We start from the raw sequence: 21,821 nt of genomic DNA, 5'->3' as shown, positions 1-21,821 counted from the left end.
AGCGCCGTATCCCTGTCTGTGTCCCGCATGCCCCGTCCCCAGCGGTCCGAACCACTTCGCGACCTGCCCGTCGATGGGCCCAAGCGGGTGCTGCTCGCGGCCCCGCGCGGCTATTGCGCCGGCGTGGACCGAGCGGTCGTCGCGGTCGAGAAGGCGCTCGACCGGTTCGGTGCTCCGGTGTACGTGCGCAAGCAGATCGTGCACAACATCCACGTCGTGACCGAGCTCGAGGCCAAGGGCGCGATCTTCGTGGACGAGGTCGACCAGGTGCCCGAGGGCGCGCACGTCGTCTTCAGCGCGCACGGCGTCTCGCCGGCAGTCGTGGATGCGGCCTCCGCTCGTGGCCTGAACGCCATCGACGCGACGTGCCCGCTGGTGACGAAGGTGCACCGGGAGGCGGTGCGCTTCGCGCGGGACGACTACGAGATCCTGCTGATCGGCCACGAGGGGCACGAGGAGGTCGAGGGCACCGCCGGCGAGGCGCCCGGGCACGTCACGATCGTGAACTCGCCCGACGAGGCCGACACCGTGCAGGTGAAGGACCCGTCGAAGGTCGTCTGGCTGTCGCAGACCACGCTCTCGGTCGACGAGACGATGGAGACCGTGAACCGGCTGCGCGCGCGGTTCCCCGAGCTGCACAATCCGCCGTCCGATGACATCTGCTACGCCACTCAGAACCGTCAGGTCGCGATCAAGAAGGTCGCCGCGCAGGCCGACCTCGTGATCGTGGTCGGTTCGGCGAACTCGTCCAACAGTGTGCGTCTGGTCGAGGTCGCCCTCGAGCACGGTGCGAAGGCCGCGTACCGGGTGGACTACGCCGAAGAGGTGAAGCAGGAGTGGCTGGACGGTGTGAGCACCGTGGGCGTCACCAGCGGAGCATCCGTTCCCGAGGTGCTCGTGCAGGAGGTGCTCGCGCAGCTGTCCGTCGCCGGCTACAAGGACGTCGAGCAGGTGCGCACCGCGGAGGAGGACCTCATGTTCTCGCTCCCCAAGGAGCTGCGTCAGGATGCCGCGGGCCAGCGCGACGCGCGCGCCCTGGGCGGCCGCGCGACCGCCGGTGACGCATGAGCGGCGACCGTCCGCAGTACGGCGAGTACGCCACCCCGGAGGAGCAGCGTCTGGCCGCGGGGCTTCCCGCCGTGCCACCGCCCCCGCCGGCGGCACCCGCTCCGGCCCCTGAGCCCCAGCCGGCCACCGCCCACGCGGCAGAGGCGCCGAAGGCGCGCCCTGTGGACCGTCTGCTGACGATCGCGATGCTCGCCTACGGCGTGGTCAACGTGTTCTCGACGATCCCGCAGTTCCTGAACATGGGGGAGGCGCTGAACCAGGCGATGAAGATGCTCGGCATCCCCGGCGAGTTCACCAACCTGGGGCCGGCGCGCACCTGGGGCATCGTCGCCATCGTCGTGATGCTGGTCGGCTTCGCCGCCACCGTCTACGTCGCGTTCCGGCGCATCCGAGCCGCGAAGCTCTCCTGGTGGGTGCCGCTGGCCGGATTCGTGATCACGATGTTCTTGGTCTCGATGTGCATGATGGTGCCGATCATGGGCGACCCGGCCTTCATGAAGGCATCGCTCGGCGGTTGAACCCGCTTCGATCCGAACGACAGAACCCGGCCCGCACGATGCGGGCCGGGTTCTCTGGTTCTCAGCGGAGAACGATCAGCGGGCGTTGCCGTTGTTGAAGTGGCCGTTGCCGTGGCCGTTCGCGTTGCCCTTGCCGTTGTTCACGCCGGGGCCCTTCGCGTCGGTGCCGGGCTCGACGTGGTTGGTCTTGGTGTGCACGATGTCGAAGTAGACGTCCGGCTGCGCGGCGTTCGGGACGACGCGGTAGGTGAACGTGTTCTTGTCGAGCTGCGTGATCGGGGTGACGCGGGTGAAGAGCACGTTGCCCTCGGCGTCCTTCGCGACGATGGTGCGCGCCGAGCCGTCCGCCGGCACGGTCCAGTCGCCGTGCATCTTCGGGGTGTTGTCGAGGTTGTACATCGTGAAGGTGCCGTCGGCCTTGAAGTACGCCCAGCCGACGAAGTTGGCGACATCGGCGTCGGTCAGTGCGACGCGGTTGCCGTCGGCGTCCAGGGCGCTCGTGGTCTTCCACGGGGTCGAGGACAGCAGCTGCGAGGGGGTCAGCGTGGTCTTCGCGAACGAGTTCGCCGAAGCGGTCGCGGCGGGAGCGGCGGGGGCCTCGGCGGCCATCGCGCTGGTCGGGAGGATGCTCGCGGCGGCGATCGCGATCGCGGAGGCGGTGAGCACGGAACGGCGGGAGATTCGGGTGATGTTCATGTCTTCAACGCTACGAATCGGGTCGGGGGTGCCACATCATCCGATCGGCTACTGCTCGGCGGGCTGAAGGGCTGATCAGATCCCTCCCCAGACGATCCGCGCACCGGCATCACCGGTCAGCACGGTGACGATGATCGTTCCGGCGGACGCGACCAACGCGGCGGTCGGCACGAGGAGGCCGAGCACGCGTGCCGTCGTCGGATGCTCGCGCTGCAGTCGAGGCCGCGTCCGATCCCACCAGGCGGCGGCGACGGCGGCGATCAGCAGCGCGATCGTCCACGGGATCAGCATGAGGCCGAGCGCCTCGTGATGCAGGATCGCCGGTGTGTAGCCGACGGTGGCCGCGAGGTTCTGGCCGGCGAGCACGGTGATCGGCACCAGTCCCGCGACGATCGCCGCGGCGATGGGCGGCGCCCAGCCCAGCCGTCGGCGCGCCGCTGGCCACACGGCGGCCAGCGCGACGGCCAGCGCCGTCAGCGGAGTCAGCACGACGACAGCGTGCACGAGCAGCGGATGCAGCGGCAGACCAGCGATGCGGAACCCGTCATCGGCGAGGAAGATGTCCATAGGTGAAGAACGGACTCCGGAGCGTCGGGGTTCAAATGAACCAGTCAGCGCCCTCTGAACCACAGAGCGCTCCGCCTCGTTACCCGGGTGAGGAGGGATCCGTGAGCGAACAGGACGACGAACGACTGACCGCGCTGTACGAGCTGCATGCCGGCCCCATCCGGCGTTATGTGACGAGCCTCGGCAGCCGGGCATCCGCCGACGACGTCGTGCAGGAGACGCTGCTGCGCGCCTGGCGCACGCCGCGGGTGCTCGAGCAGGACCCGGCGACCTCGCGCGCATGGATGTTCACGGTCGCGAGGCACATCGTGATCGATGACGCGCGCAGCGCCCGGCACCGGCACGAGAACGCGGTCGCCGAGCCGCCGGAGCGCGCCACCGACGACGAGACGGATCGGCTGTTCGACGCCCTGCTCATCCAGGACGCGCTCGCCGCGGTCAGCCCCGAGCACCGCGAGGTCGTCATCGCCGCGTACTATCGCGGCCGCAGTGTCGGCGAGCTGGCCAAGGAGCTCGGGATCCCGGAGGGGACCGTCAAGTCCCGGATGCATTACGGACTGCGAGCCCTGCGGCTCGCGCTGCAGGAGAGAGGGGTGACCCGGTGAGCGTCGATCACGAGCGGTACGCCACATGGGATGCGGCCTACGCGCTGGGCGCGCTCTCGGCCGCGGAGCGCGCCGAGTACGAGGAGCACCTCGCGCACTGCGCCGCGTGCCGCGCCGCAGCGGCGGAGCTCGGGCCGACGGTGTCGCTGCTCTCGCGGCTGAGCGCAGAGGAGGCGCAGTCGGTCGCCGACCAGGATGCCGGGGATGCGGGCCCCGTGCGGGTGCTCGCTGCCGCGCGGGCGCGACGCAGCCGACGCCGGAGGATCGTCACCTGGGCAGGCGGGATCGCGGCAGCCGTCGTGATCGGGGTCGTCGTGTCGTTCGCGATGTTGATGCCCCGGCCCGCGGAGGCGATCGCCCTGGAGCCGGTCGGCGGCGTCCCGGTGTCGGCCGAGGTGGCGCTGACCTCCGTTCCGTGGGGGACGAAGCTCGATCTGGTCTGCGAGTACGACGGCTACGGCTCCTCGGTGGCCAAGTACGTGCTCGCCGTCACGGGCGTGGACGGGAGGACCACCACCCTGTCGACGTGGAACGTCAAGCCGGGCGCTGCGGCGAAGCTGTCGGCGGGGACGGCGCTCGCCGCGTCCGACATCCGGTCGATCGAGATCCTCGATGCCGCGGGAACGGTCATGGTGCGGCACGAGTTCGACTGAACCATCTCCCTCGCTCTCTCGTTCAACGAGGAGAGGCCTCGCCGAGGCCGGATGAAGGGACGACATCATGCGCAAGGCATTCGCGATCGGCGGCATCGCCCTCGCACTTCTGCTGGCCGGCTGCTCCGGCGGGACGGGCGGATCGTCCGGCTCGACCTCCGGCACGGGAACGGACTCCGGCTATGGGGCCCCCTCGTCCGAGGCGTCCGCGCCCGCGGCCTCGGGCACCGATCTCAAGGTGTCGAGCACCTCGCTCGGCGATGTCGTCGTCGACGGCAACGGGATGACGGCCTACATGTACGACAAGGACACGCAGGGGACGACCACCAGCGCGTGCACCGGTGAGTGCCTGGCGAAGTGGCCGCCCATCCTCTCGGCGCAGGCCGCGCCGAAGGCGGATGGAGTCACCGGGAAGCTCGGCACGATCGACACCCCCGACGGCAAGCACCAGGTCACCCTGGACGGCTGGCCGCTGTACACCTTCGCCGGCGACTCCGCGGCAGGCGACGTGAACGGCCAGGGCGTCGGCGGCATCTGGTGGGTGCTGAAGGCCGACGGCACGCTGATCCGCGGCTGATCCGGGAACGACGGATGCCTCGGACCGTGTGGTCCGAGGCATCCGTCTTCGTGCTGGTGACTCCGGTCAGCTCTTGGACTGGCCGTAGGAGCCGAGCTGGCGGGTCGACTCGATCACGCGGGCGGCCATCGCCGTCTCGGCGACCTTGCCCCAGGCGCGCGGGTCGTAAGCCTTCTTGTTGCCCACCTCGCCGTCGACCTTGAGGACGCCGTCGTAGTTCTTGAACATGTAGTCGGCGATCGCGCGGGTGTACGCGTACTGCGTGTCGGTGTCGACGTTCATCTTGATGACGCCGTTCGCGACAGCGAGCGCGATCTCCTCGTCGGTCGAGCCCGAGCCGCCGTGGAAGACCAGGTCGAGAGGCTTCGCACCGGTGTTGTACTTGGCAGCGACCTGCTGCTGGATGTCGCCGAGCAGTTCGGGGCGCAGCTTCACGCCGCCCGGCTTGTACACGCCGTGCACGTTGCCGAAGGTGAGGGCGGCGATGTAGCGGCCCTGCTCGCCGAGGCCCAGGGCCTGCACGGCCTGGTCGACGTCGGCGAAGGTCGTGTAGAGGGCGTCGTTCGAGCCCTCGTGACGGACGCCGTCCTCCTCGCCGCCGACGACGCCGATCTCGACCTCGAGGATGGCGTTGATCGCCTTCATGCGGGGGAGCAGGTCCTTGGCGATCTCGATGTTCTCGGCGAGAGGCACGGCCGAGCCGTCCCACATGTGCGACTGGAAGATCGGGTTGCGCCCGGCCTTCACCTCTTCCTCGGATGCCGCGATGAGCGGCTCCACGAAGCCGGCGAGCGCGTCCTTCGGGCAGTGGTCGGTGTGCAGCGCGACGGTCACGGGGTACGACTTGGCGACCTCGGTGGCGAACTTGGCGAAGGCGAGGGCGCCGGTGGCGCGGGCCTTGACGGTCTGGCCGGCGAAGTAGTCCGCGCCGCCGGTGGTGACCTGGATGATGCCGTCGGAGCCGGCCTCGGTCAGACCCTGGAGGACGGCGTGGATCGTCTGCGAGCTGGAGACGTTGAACGCGGGGTAGGCGAAACCGCCGGCCTTCGCGCGATCGAGCATCTCGGCGTACTGATCCGGGGTGGCAACGGGCATGAAAACTCCTGCGATCGATGAGCGGGTTCAGCCTCACTTTAGCCGGGGAGGAGCGCGGATGCTTTCCCTGTGAAGCGCTCGGAAATCGTCCCGCTCTTCATGGATGTTAAGAACGGAGTTTCCTTCGCTTGAGAGAGCGTGAAACTCGCCGATTCTGCCCGTCCGCGTGGTTATGCTGACCGGCATGGTGAGCCTCACTGCTGATCTCAGCCCCCTTCGTCCCGACCGCAACCTCGCACTCGAACTCGTGCGCGCCACGGAGGCCGCGTCGATCCGCGCGGTGCCGTACATCGGTCGCGGCGACAAGGAGGCTGCAGACGGTGCGGCCGTCGACGCGATGCGCGCGTTCCTCGGCACGGTGCACTTCCAGGGCCGCGTGGTGATCGGCGAGGGCGAGAAGGACAACGCCCCGATGCTGTTCAACGGCGAGACCGTCGGCACCGGCAGCGGCCCGGAGTGCGACATCGCCGTCGACCCGATCGACGGCACCTCGCTGACCGCCGCCGGCCGGCAGAACGCGCTCTCGGTGATCGCCGTCTCGGACCGCGGCACCATGCTCGACGCCTCCAGCGTGTTCTACATGGACAAGCTCGTCACCGGACCTGCCGGAGTCGGAGTCGTCGACATCCGCCTGCCCGTCGGCGAGAACATCCGTCGTCTCGCAGCGGCGCTCGACAAGCCCGTCGACGAGATCGTCGTGTCGGTGCTGAACCGTCCGCGTCACGAGAAGCTCATCGCCGAGATCCGCGAAGCCGGCGCCGGAACCCGCCTGATGAGCGACGGCGACGTCGCCGGCGGCATCAACGCGGCCCGCCACAACGCGCGCACGGACATGTGCATCGGCGTCGGCGGCAGCCCGGAGGGCATCGTGACGGCGTGCGCCATCAAGGCGCTCGGCGGACACATCCAGGGTCGGCTGTGGCCGCGCGACGATGCGGAGCGCCAGCGCGGCATCGATGCCGGGCTCGACATGGACAAGGTCTATGAGGCCGACGACCTGGTGAAGGGCAACAACACCCTTTTCGTCGCCACGGGCGTGACCGACGGGCAGCTGGTCTCGGGCGTGCGTCGCGAGGGCGGGTACGTCTACACCGAGAGCGTGGTGCTGCGTGGAGCGTCCGGAACACTGCGCCGGATCTCGTCGGAGCACCTGGTCTCGAAGTGGCTCTGAGCGTCTGACACGACCGCCGGTACGCACTTTTCCAGGTGCGCCTGGCAGAATGGGCGGGTCACGATCGCCCGTTCGCGGTCGGAACGAGGAGGACGCACGATGACATCGCAGAAGGATCAGACCGACAAGGCTGCCCCTGCCGCCACCGTGACCACCGAGACCGGTCGCATCCTGCGGGTCAGCGATCTGCCCGAGGGCACGGTGGTGAAGCTGTCGACGCCGTCTCCGGCTGCGGGCGGCGCGGCCGCAGTCGCAGCCCCCGTCGATCCCGCACGTCGTGCCGACGTGCTGTTCCGCAAGCGCCGGGACGAGGGGCACGAGGTCAGCGTCTGGTGGATGATCGGTGCGTTCCTTGCGACCTCCGGCATCGTGGTCGCCCTGCTGTGGTGGGTGCCGGGCGGAGCCTGATCAGGGCTCGTCGGCGTCAGCCCTCGCTGTGATCGAGGCGTGCGCGGAGCTCTCCGATGTCTGAGCGCATCTCGGCGTCGTCCTCTGCGCCTTCGATCAGCTCTTCGGCGGTGAACCGACGAGCCGGCGTGAGCACCGGCTGCGCCGAGGCCACCAGCGTCGATTGATCGATGCCGGGGAACTGGCGCGCAGTGACCAGCACTCGGCTCTCCAGCGAGCCGGCGAACTTGTTGTAGCTGTCGACCGTCCGTTCCAGCGCGCGGCGCAGGTTGTCGGCGTGCCCGGCGAGCGTGCCGAGCCGGTCGTACAGCTGCGTGCCCAGATTGAGCAGGGTGCGCGCCTCATCCGACACCTCCTGCTGCGACCACGTGTAGGCGACGGTCTTCAGCACCGCCCACAGGTTGACCGGCGAGGCGAGGGCGATCCTCTTGCCGAAGGAGTACTCGAGCAGGGTCGGGTCCTCATCGATCGCGGCCGCGAGCAGCGACTCGCTGGGCAGGAAGCAGATCACGAACTCAGGGCCGGCCTCGAGCCCCGACCAGTACGCCTTCTTGGCGAGGGCGTCGATGTGGGCGCGCAGCGCCTTCACGTGCTTCTGCATGAGCGCACGCCGGGTGCCCTCGTCGGCGTTCAGGCCGAGGGCGCTCGCCTCGAGATAGGCGTCCAGCGGCACCTTCGCGTCGACGGCGATCGAGGCTCCGCCGGCGAGGCGGATCACCATGTCGGGACGGCCCTGGCCTCGATCGGACGAGATGGTGGTCTGCAGGTCGAAGTCGACGTGCCTGGTCAGGCCGGCGGCCTCGACCACCCGGCGCAGCTGCGTCTCGCCCCACACTCCGCGCGTCGCGGTCGAGCGCAGGGCGCCGGCGAGGGTCTCGGTGGTGGCGCGCAGCGCCTCGTCCGACTCCTGCGCCAGGCGCAGCTGCTCGCTGATCGTGCCGAACTGCACCTGGCGGTCCTGCTCCAGCGAGGTCACCGTCTGCTGCATCCGATGCAGGCTCTCGCGCACCGGCGCTATCGCGGTCAGCACGGCGTTCTCACGCTGTGCGCGTTCGGCGGCGGCCTGCTGCTCCGCGCGCGAGTGCTCGACGGCATCGCGGTAGAGGTCGTACTGCCGGTCGCGGTCATCGCGCAGCGCGGCGACCTCTGCCTCGGTGCGCGCGAGCGCGGCCGCTGATCGAGAGCGCGCGACGAACCATCCTCCGGCGGCGCCGGCGAGCAGCGCGATCAGCGCGAGGGCGACAGCTGAAGCATCCATGTGTTCATGGTGGCCCAGGCCACCGACATCCGTCGGCAGGTCCACGACGGTGCGGCGCCCACGACGCGAGCGGACGCCTGTCGTCTCTCGAGTCGCCGTTCGTCGCGCTCAACCGCGGGTGATACGGTTCACGTCGCGGTTCGCGCCACAATTCCGGCGGGGGAGCGCGACCGACTGCGACTCGGATGCGGGAACGAACCGCAGAACGGGACGAAGCGCGGCCGGGACCGGCGCGCTCAGGCCGCGGCGCGCTCCGCGATCAGCGGAGCGAACTCCACCACGGGAATGCTCAGCGCCCCGGAGAGCGCCTCGATGTCGACAGCGCCCGCACGCTGGGCGGCATCGATGACGATCTGGGCGCAGGCCCTTGCATCCGCCAGTGCGTCGTGGTGAGGGAACTCGCCGAACCCGGCGGCCTCGGCCGCCTTCGGCAGCCGGTACGACTCGAGCGTGTAGGTCTTGCGGGCCACGGCCAGCGAGCACAGCGAGCGGTACGGCGGGGCATCCAGTCCGGTCGCCTGGCAGGAGCGGCGCAGCACGTTCAGATCGAACCCGGCGTTGTGCGCGACGAGCACGTCGCCGCCGGCGAAGGCGTGCAGGCGGTCGATCTGCGCCTCCCAGGTGGGGGCGCCGATGACATCCTCCGGACGGATGCCGTGGATGCGGACGTTCCACTCCTGGAAGTCGTCGTAACCTGCGGGCGGGCGGATGAGCCATCCGGTCTGAGCGACGACCTCACCGTCGCGGACGCGGACGAGTCCCACCTGGCAGGGGGAGGCCGGGCTGGAGTTCGCCGTCTCGAAGTCGATCGCAGTGAAGTCCAGTGCCACATCTTCACTCTCTCCTCCCGCCTCTCGCGCGCGCCCGAGGCGCGCCGTAGGCTGGCGAGATGAGCATGAGCGAGCGCGCGACATCCTTCGGAACGGCGGCGAGCAGCTACGAGGCCGGACGCCCGGACTACCCCTTCGAAGCGGTCGCCTGGATGCTCGAACGACTTCCCGATGGCGCACGTCGGGTCGCCGACGTCGGCGCCGGAACCGGCAAGCTCACCCGGGTCCTCGCTGACGCGGCGGACGGCGAGGTCGTCGCCGTCGACCCGGATGCCGAGATGCTGGCCGCCCTGCACGTGCAGTCCCCGCAGGTGCCGACGTTCATCGGCACCGCCGAATCGCTGCCGCTGCCCGACGCCTCGGTTGACGCGGTCGTGATGGGGCAGGCCTGGCACTGGGTCGACCCTGTTCCGGCATCCGCCGAGATCGGTCGGGTCGTGCGGCCGGGAGGGGCACTCGGACTGATCTGGAACGTGCGCGACGAGCGAACGCCCTGGGTGCGCCGGCTGACCCTGATCATGAGCGGCAGCCCTGCCGAGGAGATGATCTCTGGCGACGGGCCTACGATCGCTGCGCCCTTCAGCGGCGTCGAGGCTCAGCGCTGGGAGTGGACGCGCACGATGAACCGTGAGCAGCTGCTGCACATGGCGCGCTCGCGCAGCTACATCATCACTGCCTCCGACGAGAAGAGGGCGAGCATCGAGCGGGGCATGCACGACCTGTTCGACGAACTGGGCGTCGTCGGCGAGAGCACGATCGAGCTGCCCTACGTCACGGCGGCCTTCCGGGCCGTGCGCGACTGAGCGGCGAGCCATGAAGCTCCTGCTGACCTCGGGCGGAGTGACCAACCCGCGCATCCGTGCCGGCCTCGTCGAGATGCTCGGGAAACCGATCGAGGAGTCGACCGCGCTGTACATCCCGACGGCGCAGTACGGGCATCCGCAGTGCACGCCTGAGTTGACTCTGCGATGTGCCGGAGGAGCCGACTCGATGACGGCGCTCGGCTGGAAGTCGGTAGGGCTGCTCGAGCTCACCGCGCTCCCGTCGATGGGGGAGAGATGGATCCCCTGGGTGGAGCGTGCCGACGCGCTGCTCGTGGACGGCGGCGACGCCACCTATCTCGCGCACTGGATCCGGGCATCCGGGCTCTTCGCCGTGCTCCCGCGGCTCTCCGAGACCGTCTGGGTCGGGATCAGTGCGGGAAGCATGGTGATGACGCCGCGGATCGGCCCCGAGTTCGTCCGCTGGGGCGGCTCCGAGACGGGCGACCGCACGCTCGGTCTCGTGGACTTCACGATCTTCCCGCACCTCGACTACCCGGACTTTCCCGAGAACACCCTCGCGCACGCGCGGAGCTGGGCGGAGGGGATGGACGGTCCGGCGTATGCGATCGACGATCAGACGGCCATCCGCGTCGTGGGCGCGGACGTCGATGTGATCTCGGAGGGCCACTGGGAACGGCTGGAGTAGCGGCCCCGGTAGAATCGTCTCCCGTGGCTCTCACTATCGGTATCGTCGGCCTGCCCAACGTCGGCAAGTCCACCCTCTTCAACGCGCTGACCAAGAACGACGTGCTCGCGGCGAACTATCCGTTCGCGACGATCGAGCCGAACGTCGGCGTGGTGAGCCTGCCCGACCCGCGGCTGAACACGCTCTCGGACATCTTCGGCAGCGAGCGCATCCTGCCCGCGACGGTGTCGTTCGTCGACATCGCCGGCATCGTGCGCGGCGCGAGCGAGGGGGAGGGGCTGGGCAACCAGTTCCTCGCCAACATCCGCGAGGCCGACGCGATCGCTCAGGTGGTGCGCGGGTTCTCCGACGATGACGTGGTGCACGTCGACGGCGCGATCAACCCGCAGAGCGACCTCGAGACCATCAACGCCGAGCTGATGCTCGCCGACCTGCAGACGCTCGAGAAGGCGATCCCGCGCTTCGAGAAGGAGGTCCGCGGCAAGAAGGCCGATCCGTCGGTGCTCGAGGCCGCGAGTGCTGCGAAGGACGCCCTCGAGCGCGGCCAGCTGCTCTCGACCAGCGGCATCGACCTCGCTCCGATCAAGGAGCTGGGCCTGCTCACCTCGAAGCCGGTCATCTTCGTCTTCAACGTCGACGAGGCCGTGCTGACGGATGCCGCGCGCAAGGCCGAGCTCGCCGAGCTCGTCGCCCCCGCGCAGGCGATCTTCCTCGACGCGAAGATCGAGTCCGAGCTGATCGACCTCGACCCGGAGGATGCCGCGGAGCTGCTGGCCTCGACCGGCCAGGACGAGTCCGGCCTGGACCAGCTCGCCCGCATCGGCTTCGACACCCTCGGCCTGCAGACCTACCTCACGGCGGGGCCGAAGGAGGCGCGCGCCTGGACGATCCACAAGGGCGACAAGGCCCCGCAGGCGGCCGGCGTGATCCACACCGACTTCGAGAAGGGCTTCATCAAGGCCGAGGTGATCTCGTTCCAGGACCTGGTCGACACCGGTTCCGTGGCCGAGGCCCGTGCCAAGGGCAAGGCCCGCCTCGAGGGCAAGGACTACGTCATGCAGGACGGCGATGTGGTGGAATTCCGCTTCAACGTCTGATCGTCGGTTGGGAATGGCGCAATTGGATTACTGACTGGTGACGGCAGTTGCACGGTCATGGCTATGCGGGTTCCGAGCAGGTTGGCAAAGTCTGTGGCACGTGGTAGACGTGACATATGCCAGACGTAACCCTGGAGAATCCCGCCGAGGACGACGACGAGACCGGTGAAGACGCCGCGCCCTCCGAAGGCGGCATTACACGCCGGACGCGGAGAACGACGCTGTTCCCCGCCGGGACCCTTGAGGAGGCTCTGGGTCTCGCTGAAGCAATCATTCAGGCCGCCCCTGCGGGATCCATACGCCGCTTGACATTGTTGGATCAACTAGGGAGAAGCCCGTCGAGTGGCACCACTCGGCAGTGGATCACTAACAGCAACAAGTACGGCCTCACAACCGGGAACTACAACGCGGAGACGCTGGCACTGACCGTGCTTGGGCGCAAGGCGGTCGACGAAACCGACACCCTTGCGGCCAGGACGCGGGCCAGATTCCAAGCCGGGATCGACGGCGTTGAGGTGTTTAAGCGCTTGTACGAGACAAACCTGGGGAACCGCCTCCCTCTGCAGGCAGTCCTTATGGACCAGGCCAAGGAGTTCGGCATACCTGACGCCGACCTGACTGAGTGCATTGAGACATTCACGGTCAACGCAAAATTCGTCGGAGTGCTTCGCACTCTGTCTGGAGCTGAGCGGCTCGTCACGCTGGACGCACTTGTGGACGATTACCTGCCGAAAGTAGACAAGGGAGGTGATCGCGGCATATCCAACCCACCGGTTCGGCTGTCGGCTACTTCTTCATCGAGTTCTGCCCCGAAGTCAGCGGAAGGCGATTTCGAGCAGATCTGCTTTTACATCACGCCGATCGGCAGCGAGGAAAGTGATGATCGCAAACACGCCGACCTCTTCATGGGTTCGTTGGTCGAGCCCGCTCTAAAGGAATTCGGGCTGCAAGTGGTACGGGCCGACCTCATCGGTGATGCGGGGATGATCACCCGCCAGATCATCGACTACATCGTCCACAGCAAGCTCGTCATCGCCGACTTGTCATTCCACAATCCGAACGTCTTCTATGAGCTCGCGCTGCGGCACGCGGTTCGAAAGCCGATCGTGCAGATCAGTCGTGCGGCCGATCGCCTGCCGTTCGACATCGGTCAGGTACGGACCGTCGTCGTCGACACAACGGACATCTTCACTCTCGTCCCTCAGTTGGATTCTTTGCGGGCGCAGATATCGGCGCAGGTGAGGGCGACGTTGGCCGAGGGAGCCGAGGTGGAGAACCCGCTCAGCATCTTTGCGCCGGATTTCTGGGGTCACTTACCGCGCTCAGGGCGACCTGACGGCGGCGACTCCTAGTCCTAGTCATGCAGCGGCCCACGTCATGGCTGGGAGCCGCTCGAGACGCCTAACGTCAACGTAACTCGGTGGAGTTCCGGTTCAACGTCTGATCCGCCCCGGTCGTTGAGCGAGCGCAGTGAGATGAAACGCGTGCGCGACTCCGCGGTGGCGATCCTTCGGGCTTGCCGCTAGATTTATCTTGATGTCGAGATAAATCGGAGGCCGATTTGAGGCTCCATCACGTGCAAGCTTCGATGCCCGCGAGTGAAGAAGACGAGGCGCGCCGTTTCTACGGAGAAGCGCTGGGGCTCCGGGAAGTTCAGAAGCCGCCTTCTCTGACCGGGCGAGGCGGCTGCTGGTTCCGCGCCTACGATGCAGATGCCATCGTGGCCGAGATCCACATCGGAGTCGAAGCCCCCTTTGCCCCTGCCCGAAAAGCCCACCCTGGACTCGTCTGCGACTCGGTGTCCGAGTTGGAGGCGGTGGCCGCGCGGATCGAGGGCGCGGGCTACGAGCTCTCATGGGCGGAGCGGGACACGTTCGAGGGGTTCGTTCGACTCCACACGCGCGATGGCTTCGGCAATCGTGTCGAGATCATGGCTCCCATAGAGCCGTAGGCGGCTGGCAGACCGGTGTCGGGGGTGCTGCGTACCCTCGATGCATGGCCACCCTCGACGATCTGCGTGCCCTGGCCGCGCGGCTCCCCGGCAGTGAGGAGCGTGCGACGACGGGCGGTGCGGCGTGGTTCGTGCGCAGCAAGTTGTACGCGTGGGAGTGCCACCCGTGGCCGAGCATCCCTGATCACGTCCGCGCGATCGTGGCATCGGAGCTCGTGGTCGGCGTGAAGATCGCCGATCCGGACGACGCGCTCGCCCTCCGGGAGATGGAGCCGGGCGTCTTCCTTCCCGCGACGACCCGCTGGGGCGAGCCCAAGATCGCGTTCCGCATGGCGGCGATAGACCCCGGGCACTTCGCCGAGCTCGTGACGGAGGCATGGCGGGTGCAGGCGCCGAAGTACCTGCGCCGCGAGTTCGACGAGTCCATCGAGTTGTGATCGCCGGCGGCGAGGTGTCGGAGGCAACGCTCGACGCGGCATCCTCCGATCACGTCCGGCCATGAGCACCATGTCGGCGCGGTTCCGCCGGGAACAGCAGCTCGAAGCGCTCGCAGACCACGAGCATCCTGGTGTCGAACTCGTACCGCGTGTGGGCGAGAGTGCCTCGCCAGGCCCGCTCGTGCTCGACTCGCCAGTAGTCCAGTGACAGGTCGCCCTCTCCTTCGAGTGAGGCGTGCTCCGCGGAGACTTCTTCGAACGGGACGACCACGACTGCGGTCGTGCGGATGAGAGCGCGCGGCTCGCCTGCACCGTCGAGCACGATCGCGAGGTCGCCGGGCTGGGGAAGAGGGTCACCCTCTGCCTCGAATTCCCACAGAGCGCTCGCCATCGCCGTCTTCTCGCCTCGCAGCGCGAGCTCGAGCAGCTCATCCGCGAGTGCTGGAGAATCACCGAACGACCACGCAGGCGGTGTCGCGGCGCCGACGCCCGCCCCGGACGATCGCCAGAACCGTTCGATCCGCTGAGCCTGATCCACAGCACCATCCTGCCGCGTCCCGGGCGGAGCGGATCTCGCCCGCGCGGGCGAGGCGTGCCACCCGCGCGGAGGATCCCCGAGCCCGGCCACCCGCTCAGCCTGGATGGATGGACACCACCACGGAACTTCTCACCCGCATCCCGATCACCTCGTTCTCCCGATCCCGTCGGGTCGCAGGCGGTATCAGCGCCCTCGCTCTGACAGGGCTGGGCGTCGCCCACACTGCGACGAACGCCGTGGGCTTCGCCGCCGACACGGATGCCTCCTGGTCTCTGTTCCTCGTGTTCGGCGTGGGTATCAGCGTCGTGCTGTGGGCGTTCGCGGTCGTCGTCTGGCGTTATGCACGACGCGGCGCCGGTCCGGGCGCACGCGTCGTCGTTCTCGCCGCCGGCATCCTGTGCTGTGCACTGGCGCTCATCGTGCTCCGCGGGCATCCCGAGCTGGCCCTCATCCCGGCCGGCCCGGGTCCGTGGGCGCTCATCGGTGGACCTGCGCTGCTGGTCACGGCGGCCCTGCCGCCGCGAAAGCGGCCATCCGGACGGAGTCGTTAGGCGCACCGGCCCTTCCGCTGCGGCATCCTGGACCCGGATGCCACAGCGGAGACGAGGTCGAAATGGACAGCCTGTACGAGGAGCACCATCCCGATTCGCCCGTTCTCGAATGCGTCTGGCAGGCACGCGCGGCGCGGGACGAGCGCTACCTCGTGCCGGCCGTCGAGTACTGGGATCTGTGGTTCGCCCGCGAACGGAGCGGCGAGTTGCGCGCCGGGATCTCCGGACCGACCCTGGGACACCGATGGATCCGCTCGACGATCGGAGAGCACAGCTGGGGCATACAACTGAAGGCGCACGTCGTCCTGCCGGGGATCAGCAAGCAACTCCTGCTCGGGCGCGAGCAGGCGCTCACCGTCGAAGCCGGACGGGTCGTGATCCGGGAACGGGCGGTGCCGTTCCCGGAATATGACGACCTCGGCGCGTTCACCGACCGGCTGCTCGAACTCGACGTGCTGCGACACGACGACGACGTGCGGCGAATGGTGTCGGGTGACGACGCGGGCTACTCCGAGCGGCACAGGCAGCGGCGGGTCCGCGAGGCGACGGGGCTCACCCGCAAGCGGATCGATCAGCTCTCGCGGGCGAGGGAGGCCTTCGCCCTGCTGCTCCAGGGGATGCCGCCGAACGAGTGCGCGGCGCGATGCGGGTTCGCCGACCAGGCGCATCTGACCCGCTCCCTGAGGGTGTTCCACGGGCAGACGCCGGCGCAGGTGCTGTCCGGCCGGTGATGGCGGAAACGTTCAAGACAGTGAGGGCGGTGCGGTGCTGGACTGGGATCAATCCCCGTCACCCCAGCACAGGAGCACCGATGCCCGCACCAACCGCCCCGGAGGGCTACGCCACCGTCAACCCGTTCATCATCACCGACGGCGCCGATCAGTTGACCCGATTCGTCATCGAGGTGTTCGGCGGTGAGGAGCGCGGCGAGGCGCGCACGATCGACGAGGACGGACTACTGCTGCAGGCGGAGGTGCGCGTCGGCACGACGACGATCATGCTCGCCGAGCGCAAACCGGACTGGCCGTTCACGCCGAGCCTGCTCCAGGTCTACGTCGATGACCTCGACGCGGTGCTCGAGCGCGCCCTGGCGCGAGAGGCACGACTGGTCACCAGACCGACTGACTTCTTCGGCACGCGGTTCGCCCGCATTCAGGATTCGAGTGCGAACCTGTGGTGGATCTGGGAGCACGGCGAGGCGGCAGGGGGCGAGGAGGCGGCAGACCAGGACTGGACAGTCGATGACGGCGGGGAGTGGGGCGAAGCGTCGCCGGAACTCGCCTACATCCACGACACGCTCCTCGAGGCGATGGCCTCGCTGCGGGATCCGAGGGCATGACGCCGCGGGGTCGTTTCTCGTCGCCGGGCCGGATCGTGCCTGGTGGAGTGAGCCCCCTCCATTTATCTTGATATCAAGATGAATCGGAGGCGGTCATGAAGCTCCACCACGTTCAGGTGTCGATCCCCGCGGGCGGCGAGGACGAGGCGCGCCGCTTCTACGGCGATGCGCTCGGACTGCAGGAGGTGCCGAAGCCGCCGTCTTTGGCCGGCCGCGGCGGATGCTGGTTCCGAGCGTTCGACGGCGAGGCGGTCGTCGCGGAGATCCACCTCGGCGTGGACGATCCGTTCACACCTGCCAGGAAGGCGCACCCGGGCCTCGTCTGCGGAACCCTCGACGAGCTGGAGGCCGTGGCCGCGCGGATCGAGCAGGGCGGTTACGACCTGTCATGGGTGGAGCGGGACACCTTCGAGGGATACATCCGCTTCCACGCCCGCGACGGATTCGGCAATCGCCTGGAGGTGATGACGCTCGCTGTGAGTCCGGAAGCAGCAATCGAGCGCGACTGACCCGGGGCCCTCTCGACGCCTACGCCGTCGCGTCGGTGAGCGCCGCGGCGTAGTTGCGCATCGAGCGCTGGTAGCGCGGCAGGTCGTCGATCTGCGCCTCGATCGAGACCCGCAGGGCCTCGTCTTTCCGACCGGCGCTGTGCAGCGCCAGAGCCAGGACGATGCGGGGTGCGGAACCCGTCGACGCGTGGGTAGGTGCAGCGCGCAAAACCTCGATCGCCTCGTCGAGACGCCCGAGGTTGCGCAGGGTCGATCCGTACTGCACGGCGAGCTGCGCATGGCGTGCTTCGTCAAGGCCGAGCTCGAGCGCGCGCTCGTACTCGACGCCTGCCTCGGCCTCGAAGCCCATCGAGTCGTACATGCCGGCCAGCTCGAACGCCGCTCGGCCGTCGGCCGCAGGGCACGACTCGGCCAGTTCGCGCATCGCCGCCACACCCTCCTCACGACCGAAGTCGTCGAAGCGTTCCCAGAGGCTCGCGACGGATGCCTCCCATTGCTCGATGGTGACCGTCATGATCCCCATCCTGTCAGGCCGATCGGCACGTCGTGGCAGACTGCCGTCATGACGATCGACCTGGAGTCGTGGGCCGCCGAATGGTCATCCGACCTCGGACCGGCCCTGGAACAGGCCATGGCGGCGGTCGCCGCACAGCGACGGCCGGGGGAGATCGCGGGCATCGGCATCGCCACTGACGCCGACGCCACATCGATCGTCGCCTTCGCGAACTCGCGGTCGCATCTTGCGCAGATGATCGCCGACGAACCGGAGTACGAGATCGATTCGAAGTGGCACCTCGGCGAATGGGACCTCGACATCACCGGCAGGGGAGTCGACGATCCTCTGGACCCGATCCGTGAGCGCGCGGCGCAGATGATGGGGCAGGTCTCACAGTCCGACGCCGCCTCCCCACTGGTTCAGGAGCTCCGTCTGACGATCTGGCAGGCGATCTCGCGGGCCATGGTCGCCTCCGCCGCGCGAGGGTACTTCGACGCATGGCCGAATGCGGTGCGGGTGTTCCTGCCCCTGGATGCCGATGTGCCCGAGCAGCAGATCGCCGCGTGGAACACCGGAATCCACGACTCCTCTCAGCACGAGGAGTTCCGCGGGTTCCTGCTGCTCGACGGCGAATGACCCCTGACCCGGTCGATGCAGGTCGAGCATGCCAGGCTGGGGCCGTGGCATCTCCTCGGACGCTGACGCGTCGTCTCGTCCTCGCGACGGCCGCGCTCGTGACCGTCGCGGCCGGGCTCGCCGTGCACCTGCTCGCGCCGCCAGGTCTTGTCAGCGATGCGGCCGGCGACATCCTCTACGCCGCGCTGATCACATCGCTCGTCCTCTTCGTCGCGCCCCGCGCGCGCTGGTGGGTGACGGCGGCGATCGCGCTGGCATGGTGCTTCGGCGTGGAACTGCTGCAGCTCACCTCGCTGCCCGCCCAGTGGGCGGCATCCTTCCCGCCCCTCCGACTGGTCTTCGGACTCGGCTTCTCGCCGTGGGACCTGCTCTGGTACACGGCGGGTGTCACGCTCGTCGTCGCGATCGACGGTCTGCTGACCCGCGGCCGACGTGCAAGGCTGGATGCGTGAACATCCGCCCGCTCCGCGATCCCGACGAGTATCCGCGCCTCGTGCAGATCTGGCGCAGTGCCGTCGACGCGACGCATGACTTCCTCTCCGCAGAGCATCGCGACGACATCGAGGCGCACCTCGCCTCGGACTATCTGCCTCACGTCGACGTCTTCGTCGCAGAGCGTGAAGGACGCATCGTCGGGTTCGCCGGGATCGCGGATGACAGGCTGGAGATGCTGTTCGTCGACGCGCAGGAGCGCGGTCGCGGCGCCGGCAGCGCACTGCTGTCCTTCGCTCTCGGCCACGGCGTGACCTCGGTCGACGTCAACGAGCAGAACACGCAGGCAGTGGAGTTCTACCGGCGCCGCGGCTTCAGCGCCGTCGGGCGCAGCTCGCTCGACGATCAGGGCCGCCCGTATCCGCTGCTGCACCTGAGGCACGGCGTACCGGCGGGGGAGGACGTCCCGACCGCAGAACTGCTGCGATCGCACTGCGAGGCGATGCACGACGCGATCGAGCGCGCGTTGCAGCGGGGAGGCGATGACTGGGCGGAGTGGCGGCTGCCCGTCATCGACCGTGGGCGGCACGCGATCTTCCCGCTTGCGAGCGCCGACGTGCGGGATGACGACGCCGGTGGGCAAGGGGCCGCGCTCTCCGACGTCATCGGAGAGCTGCGTACGCACTGGGGCTACCTGCACGGCGGTCACGACTACCGGGTCGGACGCCTCGACGAGAGCGAGGGATATGGCCGGAAGCTCGCCGAGGCGGGGGCATCCGGGCGGAACCCTTTCTGGTGGAGCGTCAACAGTCACGCGGTGATCTTCGTCCACTCCGCGGGCGACGGCGTCGAGACGCTCGCGCTGCACGTCGTGCCGGTGGACTGGGTGCGGTGGCATCCGAGCCAGACCACGGAGAAGGGGCGCTCGCGCGCCCGTCGTGCGCAGCGGCAGAGCGAGGCGGCCGTGGCGGCCTGGTCCCCGTCGGATGTCGTTCTTCCTGACAGTGGGAAGGCGGAGGCGTGGCATCCGTCCAGACCCTGAGCGAGACCGACCGTCGTGCTGTCGCCCGCTGGGCGCTGGCGTGCGCGGAGCGCGTGCTGCCCCTGTTCGTGGCGGATGCCTCGGCAGAGGAGAGCATCCGCGACGCGGTTGACCGAACGCGCGCGTACGGCGCCGGTGCGGGCAGCAGCGCGGAGGAGATCAGGAAGCGCCTGATCGCGGGAAGGGCGGCGAATGCCGCGACGACCCCGGCCGGAACTGCGGCGGCCAGATCGGTCGCTCAGGCGGCAGCCGTCGCCCACATGGGCGCGCACGCGCTGGGCGCCGCGGCCTATGCAGTGAAGGCGGTCTCGCTGACGGATGCCGCCACGCCGGAGCGTGTGCAGGAGGAGATCGACTGGCAGATCGCGCAGCTCACCGCGCGCGAGCGGGAGGCTCTCCGGATGCTGCCGCGCCTCGGAACGGACAGCTCAGGACCGCTCGGCGAGGGCCTGCTGGCGCGCGGCATCCTCGGCGACACGATCCGTCAGCTCCAGGACCGGATCGCCGGCCGGTAGCCTCGATCGAGTGAGTCTCATCGATCCCCGTGACGCGGAACTGCGCAAGACGCTCGACTATCGGGGTTCGTCCGCCGCCCTCACAGCCACGCTCCTGTTCGGTCTCGGCGCCCTGCTGGCCATGGCCGTACTCGGATTCGGCGCCGGCGGGGTGCTCGACCAGGTGCGCCTGGTGAGTGTGAACAGCGTGTTCAGCGACTGGGAGACGAACATCCCCGTCGTCGTGCGGGACCTGGCGATCCCGCTGGGCATCCTGGCGACGATCCTGTGCCTGGGGCAGTACAACAAGTGGAACCACCGCTACACCGGCCGCAGCGATCACTTCGTGATCCTCGGCCCGCTGACCATCGCCCTCATCGGCCTGACCCTCGGGGTCTGGACGTCGACGATGCTGTGGGTCGAGCCGGATGCGGTCGGCGTCGTCCTCGACCCGAAGTTCGGCGAGGACGAGCCCTGGGATGCCGGCACCTGGATCCTCTACACGGCGAAGTGGTGGCTGCCCGGGATCCTCGCGGTCCTCACGATCCTCAGCCTGGTCGCGCGCTTCATCGGGCTGCGCGCGCGAAAGAGGGATGCCGCCCGCTGACAGGGAGATCCACGATGACGACACTGACCCTCGAGGACGCGCGGCGAGTGCTGGCGGCGCAGCCGTTCAGCGTGCTGCTCGGCACCGTCCTGACCCGGTTCGACGAGGGCGGGATCACCCTCGAGCTCGAGGTGGGCCCGCAGCTGCTGCAGCAGCACGGTTACGTGCACGGCGGCGTGCTCTGCTACCTGGCCGACAACGCGCTCACCTTCGCCGGTGGGCTGGCGCTCGGCCCCGATGTGCTCACCTCGGGGGTGAACCTCACCTATCTGCGCCCGGCGCAGGGGGAACGGCTCATCGCGCGCGCGACCACGCAGGGCAGCACGTCGCGGACCGCGGTGACGCAGGTCGAGATCCACGTGCAGGGGTCCGAGGGCGAGTATCTGTGCGCCGTCGGCTCCGGCACCATCAGCGCCATGAAGCGCTGAGCCCTCAGTAGACCCGGCGCACCTGCTGGGGCCAGCCGCAGGCCTCGGCGATCCTGCCGCCCCACATCCGAGCCGTCTCCACGTCGGGGACGTCGACGAGGGTGAAGCCGCCGATGTACTGGTCGCCCGGGGCGTACAGACCGGTGCCGAACTCCAGCGCGCCGCCGGTGTCGTCGGCGATGATCGCCGAATCGACGTCCTCGTCCACCCCGGCGGCGAAGATGAGCACGCCGGCATCCCGCATGTCGTTCACGACGGCGTTGCAGAGCCGTCCGCGCTCGTCGAACCACGCCTCGGGGTGGTCGCCCACCCACTGCTGGTTGAAGTAGATGATGTACTGGCTCATCG

At 68.7% G+C, this 21,821-nt stretch carries 31 protein-coding genes; 23 read left to right on the top strand and 8 right to left on the bottom strand.

The annotated features are described in order from the left end of the window. Positions 1-27 precede the first annotated feature (27 nt). A complete protein-coding gene (locus ACFVDO_RS06345) occupies positions 28-1,068 on the top strand; it encodes a 4-hydroxy-3-methylbut-2-enyl diphosphate reductase (protein ID WP_378858181.1) in 1,041 nt (346 codons plus the stop codon). After that, entirely contained in the window at positions 1,065-1,586 is a 522-nt protein-coding gene (locus tag ACFVDO_RS06340; protein WP_378858109.1) for a DUF6264 family protein, read from the top strand. Before ACFVDO_RS06345 ends, ACFVDO_RS06340 begins: the two co-directional genes overlap by 4 nt. A 75-nt stretch (positions 1,587-1,661) precedes the next feature. On the opposite strand, the gene ACFVDO_RS06335 is transcribed toward ACFVDO_RS06340, so the two are convergent. Both ACFVDO_RS06335 and ACFVDO_RS06330 read right to left on the bottom strand, forming a co-directional pair. Beyond that, positions 1,662-2,282, bottom strand: a complete 621-nt coding sequence (locus ACFVDO_RS06335) for a DUF4822 domain-containing protein (protein ID WP_378858110.1) — start codon at positions 2,280-2,282, stop codon at positions 1,662-1,664. 75 nt (positions 2,283-2,357) lie between these two features. Beyond that, entirely contained in the window at positions 2,358-2,849 is a 492-nt protein-coding gene (locus ACFVDO_RS06330; protein WP_378858111.1) for a DUF2231 domain-containing protein, read from the bottom strand. 101 nt (positions 2,850-2,950) lie between these two features. Between ACFVDO_RS06330 and ACFVDO_RS06325 the strand changes: the two genes are divergently transcribed. The 3 genes from ACFVDO_RS06325 to ACFVDO_RS06315 all read left to right on the top strand — a co-directional run bounded on the left by ACFVDO_RS06325 (position 2,951) and on the right by ACFVDO_RS06315 (position 4,684). Continuing rightward, positions 2,951-3,454, top strand: coding sequence for a sigma-70 family RNA polymerase sigma factor (locus ACFVDO_RS06325; RefSeq protein ID WP_378858112.1), 504 nt, complete (start codon positions 2,951-2,953; stop codon positions 3,452-3,454). Beyond that, a complete protein-coding gene (locus ACFVDO_RS06320) occupies positions 3,451-4,107 on the top strand; it encodes a zf-HC2 domain-containing protein (protein WP_378858113.1) in 657 nt (218 codons plus the stop codon). Before ACFVDO_RS06325 ends, ACFVDO_RS06320 begins: the two co-directional genes overlap by 4 nt. Before the next feature lie 67 nt (positions 4,108-4,174). Then, a complete protein-coding gene (locus ACFVDO_RS06315) occupies positions 4,175-4,684 on the top strand; it encodes a hypothetical protein (RefSeq protein WP_378858114.1) in 510 nt (169 codons plus the stop codon). A 66-nt stretch (positions 4,685-4,750) separates the two neighbouring features. On the opposite strand, the gene fbaA is transcribed toward ACFVDO_RS06315, so the two are convergent. Next, entirely contained in the window at positions 4,751-5,779 is a 1,029-nt protein-coding gene (gene fbaA, locus ACFVDO_RS06310) for a class II fructose-bisphosphate aldolase (RefSeq protein ID WP_378858115.1), read from the bottom strand. A 184-nt stretch (positions 5,780-5,963) separates the two neighbouring features. Between fbaA and glpX the strand changes: the two genes are divergently transcribed. Next, positions 5,964-6,950, top strand: coding sequence for a class II fructose-bisphosphatase (gene glpX, locus ACFVDO_RS06305; RefSeq protein ID WP_378858116.1), 987 nt, complete (start codon positions 5,964-5,966; stop codon positions 6,948-6,950). 99 nt (positions 6,951-7,049) lie between these two features. Then, complete coding sequence (locus ACFVDO_RS06300) at positions 7,050-7,358, top strand: hypothetical protein (RefSeq protein WP_378858117.1); 309 nt, start codon at positions 7,050-7,052, stop codon at positions 7,356-7,358. A 16-nt stretch (positions 7,359-7,374) separates the two neighbouring features. Here the strand turns inward: ACFVDO_RS06300 and ACFVDO_RS06295 are convergent, their stop codons facing one another. Further along, on the bottom strand, positions 7,375-8,616 hold the full coding sequence (locus ACFVDO_RS06295; protein ID WP_378858118.1) for a DNA recombination protein RmuC: 1,242 nt from the start codon (positions 8,614-8,616) through the stop codon (positions 7,375-7,377). A 236-nt stretch (positions 8,617-8,852) separates the two neighbouring features. After that, complete coding sequence (locus ACFVDO_RS06290; RefSeq protein WP_378858119.1) at positions 8,853-9,446, bottom strand: 3'-5' exonuclease; 594 nt, start codon at positions 9,444-9,446, stop codon at positions 8,853-8,855. Positions 9,447-9,505: 59 nt separating this feature from the next. Between ACFVDO_RS06290 and ACFVDO_RS06285 the strand changes: the two genes are divergently transcribed. The 6 genes from ACFVDO_RS06285 to ACFVDO_RS06260 all read left to right on the top strand — a co-directional run bounded on the left by ACFVDO_RS06285 (position 9,506) and on the right by ACFVDO_RS06260 (position 14,401). Then, positions 9,506-10,249: a class I SAM-dependent methyltransferase gene (locus ACFVDO_RS06285; protein ID WP_378858120.1), complete on the top strand. Its 744-nt coding sequence runs from the start codon at positions 9,506-9,508 to the stop codon at positions 10,247-10,249. A gap of 10 nt (positions 10,250-10,259) precedes the next feature. After that, complete coding sequence (locus tag ACFVDO_RS06280; RefSeq protein WP_378858121.1) at positions 10,260-10,916, top strand: Type 1 glutamine amidotransferase-like domain-containing protein; 657 nt, start codon at positions 10,260-10,262, stop codon at positions 10,914-10,916. A gap of 23 nt (positions 10,917-10,939) precedes the next feature. Next, positions 10,940-12,013: a redox-regulated ATPase YchF gene (ychF, locus tag ACFVDO_RS06275; RefSeq protein ID WP_378858122.1), complete on the top strand. Its 1,074-nt coding sequence runs from the start codon at positions 10,940-10,942 to the stop codon at positions 12,011-12,013. A gap of 116 nt (positions 12,014-12,129) precedes the next feature. Beyond that, positions 12,130-13,365 (top strand): hypothetical protein, encoded by a 1,236-nt coding sequence (locus ACFVDO_RS06270; RefSeq protein WP_378858123.1) that lies wholly within the window; start codon positions 12,130-12,132, stop codon positions 13,363-13,365. Between the two features lie 224 nt (positions 13,366-13,589). Then, entirely contained in the window at positions 13,590-13,964 is a 375-nt protein-coding gene (locus ACFVDO_RS06265) for a VOC family protein (RefSeq protein WP_378858124.1), read from the top strand. A gap of 44 nt (positions 13,965-14,008) precedes the next feature. Continuing rightward, positions 14,009-14,401 carry an MmcQ/YjbR family DNA-binding protein gene (locus ACFVDO_RS06260; protein WP_378858125.1) on the top strand — a complete coding sequence of 131 codons (393 nt, stop codon included), beginning with the start codon at positions 14,009-14,011 and terminating at the stop codon, positions 14,399-14,401. 49 nt (positions 14,402-14,450) lie between these two features. Here the strand turns inward: ACFVDO_RS06260 and ACFVDO_RS06255 are convergent, their stop codons facing one another. Beyond that, positions 14,451-14,939 carry an ASCH domain-containing protein gene (locus tag ACFVDO_RS06255; RefSeq protein WP_378858126.1) on the bottom strand — a complete coding sequence of 163 codons (489 nt, stop codon included), beginning with the start codon at positions 14,937-14,939 and terminating at the stop codon, positions 14,451-14,453. A gap of 107 nt (positions 14,940-15,046) precedes the next feature. Here ACFVDO_RS06255 and ACFVDO_RS06250 point away from each other — a divergent pair, with 107 nt between their 5' ends. The 4 genes from ACFVDO_RS06250 to ACFVDO_RS06235 all read left to right on the top strand — a co-directional run bounded on the left by ACFVDO_RS06250 (position 15,047) and on the right by ACFVDO_RS06235 (position 17,338). Then, complete coding sequence (locus tag ACFVDO_RS06250) at positions 15,047-15,490, top strand: hypothetical protein (RefSeq protein WP_378858127.1); 444 nt, start codon at positions 15,047-15,049, stop codon at positions 15,488-15,490. 62 nt (positions 15,491-15,552) lie between these two features. Then, on the top strand, positions 15,553-16,221 hold the full coding sequence (locus ACFVDO_RS06245) for a helix-turn-helix domain-containing protein (RefSeq protein WP_378858128.1): 669 nt from the start codon (positions 15,553-15,555) through the stop codon (positions 16,219-16,221). Positions 16,222-16,301: 80 nt separating this feature from the next. Further along, complete coding sequence (locus tag ACFVDO_RS06240; protein ID WP_378858129.1) at positions 16,302-16,829, top strand: VOC family protein; 528 nt, start codon at positions 16,302-16,304, stop codon at positions 16,827-16,829. Positions 16,830-16,924: 95 nt separating this feature from the next. Then, positions 16,925-17,338, top strand: a complete 414-nt coding sequence (locus ACFVDO_RS06235; protein ID WP_378858130.1) for a VOC family protein — start codon at positions 16,925-16,927, stop codon at positions 17,336-17,338. 19 nt (positions 17,339-17,357) lie between these two features. Here the strand turns inward: ACFVDO_RS06235 and ACFVDO_RS06230 are convergent, their stop codons facing one another. After that, positions 17,358-17,852: a tetratricopeptide repeat protein gene (locus ACFVDO_RS06230; protein WP_378858131.1), complete on the bottom strand. Its 495-nt coding sequence runs from the start codon at positions 17,850-17,852 to the stop codon at positions 17,358-17,360. Between the two features lie 48 nt (positions 17,853-17,900). Here ACFVDO_RS06230 and ACFVDO_RS06225 point away from each other — a divergent pair, with 48 nt between their 5' ends. From ACFVDO_RS06225 to ACFVDO_RS06200, 6 genes are read left to right on the top strand one after another with little or no spacing between them, the layout of a single operon-like run. After that, complete coding sequence (locus ACFVDO_RS06225) at positions 17,901-18,470, top strand: DUF4303 domain-containing protein (protein ID WP_378858132.1); 570 nt, start codon at positions 17,901-17,903, stop codon at positions 18,468-18,470. A 44-nt stretch (positions 18,471-18,514) separates the two neighbouring features. Next, positions 18,515-18,922, top strand: coding sequence for a DUF2809 domain-containing protein (locus ACFVDO_RS06220; RefSeq protein WP_378858133.1), 408 nt, complete (start codon positions 18,515-18,517; stop codon positions 18,920-18,922). After that, a complete protein-coding gene (locus tag ACFVDO_RS06215) occupies positions 18,919-19,944 on the top strand; it encodes an acetyltransferase (RefSeq protein WP_378858134.1) in 1,026 nt (341 codons plus the stop codon). The genes ACFVDO_RS06220 and ACFVDO_RS06215 overlap by 4 nt, the downstream gene beginning before the upstream one ends. Further along, on the top strand, positions 19,923-20,459 hold the full coding sequence (locus tag ACFVDO_RS06210) for a putative immunity protein (RefSeq protein WP_378858135.1): 537 nt from the start codon (positions 19,923-19,925) through the stop codon (positions 20,457-20,459). The genes ACFVDO_RS06215 and ACFVDO_RS06210 overlap by 22 nt, the downstream gene beginning before the upstream one ends. 10 nt (positions 20,460-20,469) lie before the next feature. Beyond that, a complete protein-coding gene (locus ACFVDO_RS06205) occupies positions 20,470-21,045 on the top strand; it encodes a hypothetical protein (RefSeq protein WP_378858136.1) in 576 nt (191 codons plus the stop codon). A 14-nt stretch (positions 21,046-21,059) separates the two neighbouring features. Next, positions 21,060-21,473: a PaaI family thioesterase gene (locus tag ACFVDO_RS06200; RefSeq protein WP_378858137.1), complete on the top strand. Its 414-nt coding sequence runs from the start codon at positions 21,060-21,062 to the stop codon at positions 21,471-21,473. A 4-nt stretch (positions 21,474-21,477) separates the two neighbouring features. Here ACFVDO_RS06200 and ACFVDO_RS06195 read toward each other — a convergent pair whose 3' ends face one another. Then, positions 21,478-21,819 carry a YciI family protein gene (locus ACFVDO_RS06195; RefSeq protein ID WP_378858138.1) on the bottom strand — a complete coding sequence of 114 codons (342 nt, stop codon included), beginning with the start codon at positions 21,817-21,819 and terminating at the stop codon, positions 21,478-21,480. Positions 21,820-21,821: the final 2 nt, after the last annotated feature.

This window comes from Microbacterium sp. NPDC057741 (assembly GCF_042798735.1).
Taxonomy (GTDB): Bacteria; Actinomycetota; Actinomycetes; order Actinomycetales; family Microbacteriaceae; genus Microbacterium.
The sequence above is the reverse complement of the archived record's forward strand: the minus strand, read 5'-3'. Positions and strand labels throughout refer to the sequence as shown.

What these genes read in the sequence shown, in the direction of transcription:
- ACFVDO_RS06345 (WP_378858181.1), top strand. Translation starts at nt 28, where the DNA reads ATGCCCCGTCCCCAGCGGTCCGAACCACTTCGCGACCTGCCCGTCGAT.
- ACFVDO_RS06340 (WP_378858109.1), top strand. Translation starts at nt 1,065, where the DNA reads ATGAGCGGCGACCGTCCGCAGTACGGCGAGTACGCCACCCCGGAGGAG.
- ACFVDO_RS06335 (WP_378858110.1), bottom strand. Translation starts at nt 2,282, where the DNA reads ATGAACATCACCCGAATCTCCCGCCGTTCCGTGCTCACCGCCTCCGCG.
- ACFVDO_RS06330 (WP_378858111.1), bottom strand. Translation starts at nt 2,849, where the DNA reads ATGGACATCTTCCTCGCCGATGACGGGTTCCGCATCGCTGGTCTGCCG.
- ACFVDO_RS06315 (WP_378858114.1), top strand. Translation starts at nt 4,175, where the DNA reads ATGCGCAAGGCATTCGCGATCGGCGGCATCGCCCTCGCACTTCTGCTG.
- fbaA (WP_378858115.1), bottom strand. Translation starts at nt 5,779, where the DNA reads ATGCCCGTTGCCACCCCGGATCAGTACGCCGAGATGCTCGATCGCGCG.
- glpX (WP_378858116.1), top strand. Translation starts at nt 5,964, where the DNA reads ATGGTGAGCCTCACTGCTGATCTCAGCCCCCTTCGTCCCGACCGCAAC.
- ACFVDO_RS06300 (WP_378858117.1), top strand. Translation starts at nt 7,050, where the DNA reads ATGACATCGCAGAAGGATCAGACCGACAAGGCTGCCCCTGCCGCCACC.
- ACFVDO_RS06295 (WP_378858118.1), bottom strand. Translation starts at nt 8,616, where the DNA reads ATGGATGCTTCAGCTGTCGCCCTCGCGCTGATCGCGCTGCTCGCCGGC.
- ACFVDO_RS06285 (WP_378858120.1), top strand. Translation starts at nt 9,506, where the DNA reads ATGAGCATGAGCGAGCGCGCGACATCCTTCGGAACGGCGGCGAGCAGC.
- ACFVDO_RS06280 (WP_378858121.1), top strand. Translation starts at nt 10,260, where the DNA reads ATGAAGCTCCTGCTGACCTCGGGCGGAGTGACCAACCCGCGCATCCGT.
- ACFVDO_RS06270 (WP_378858123.1), top strand. Translation starts at nt 12,130, where the DNA reads ATGCCAGACGTAACCCTGGAGAATCCCGCCGAGGACGACGACGAGACC.
- ACFVDO_RS06260 (WP_378858125.1), top strand. Translation starts at nt 14,009, where the DNA reads ATGGCCACCCTCGACGATCTGCGTGCCCTGGCCGCGCGGCTCCCCGGC.
- ACFVDO_RS06250 (WP_378858127.1), top strand. Translation starts at nt 15,047, where the DNA reads ATGGACACCACCACGGAACTTCTCACCCGCATCCCGATCACCTCGTTC.
- ACFVDO_RS06245 (WP_378858128.1), top strand. Translation starts at nt 15,553, where the DNA reads ATGGACAGCCTGTACGAGGAGCACCATCCCGATTCGCCCGTTCTCGAA.
- ACFVDO_RS06240 (WP_378858129.1), top strand. Translation starts at nt 16,302, where the DNA reads ATGCCCGCACCAACCGCCCCGGAGGGCTACGCCACCGTCAACCCGTTC.
- ACFVDO_RS06235 (WP_378858130.1), top strand. Translation starts at nt 16,925, where the DNA reads ATGAAGCTCCACCACGTTCAGGTGTCGATCCCCGCGGGCGGCGAGGAC.
- ACFVDO_RS06230 (WP_378858131.1), bottom strand. Translation starts at nt 17,852, where the DNA reads ATGACGGTCACCATCGAGCAATGGGAGGCATCCGTCGCGAGCCTCTGG.
- ACFVDO_RS06225 (WP_378858132.1), top strand. Translation starts at nt 17,901, where the DNA reads ATGACGATCGACCTGGAGTCGTGGGCCGCCGAATGGTCATCCGACCTC.
- ACFVDO_RS06200 (WP_378858137.1), top strand. Translation starts at nt 21,060, where the DNA reads ATGACGACACTGACCCTCGAGGACGCGCGGCGAGTGCTGGCGGCGCAG.
- ACFVDO_RS06195 (WP_378858138.1), bottom strand. Translation starts at nt 21,819, where the DNA reads ATGAGCCAGTACATCATCTACTTCAACCAGCAGTGGGTGGGCGACCAC.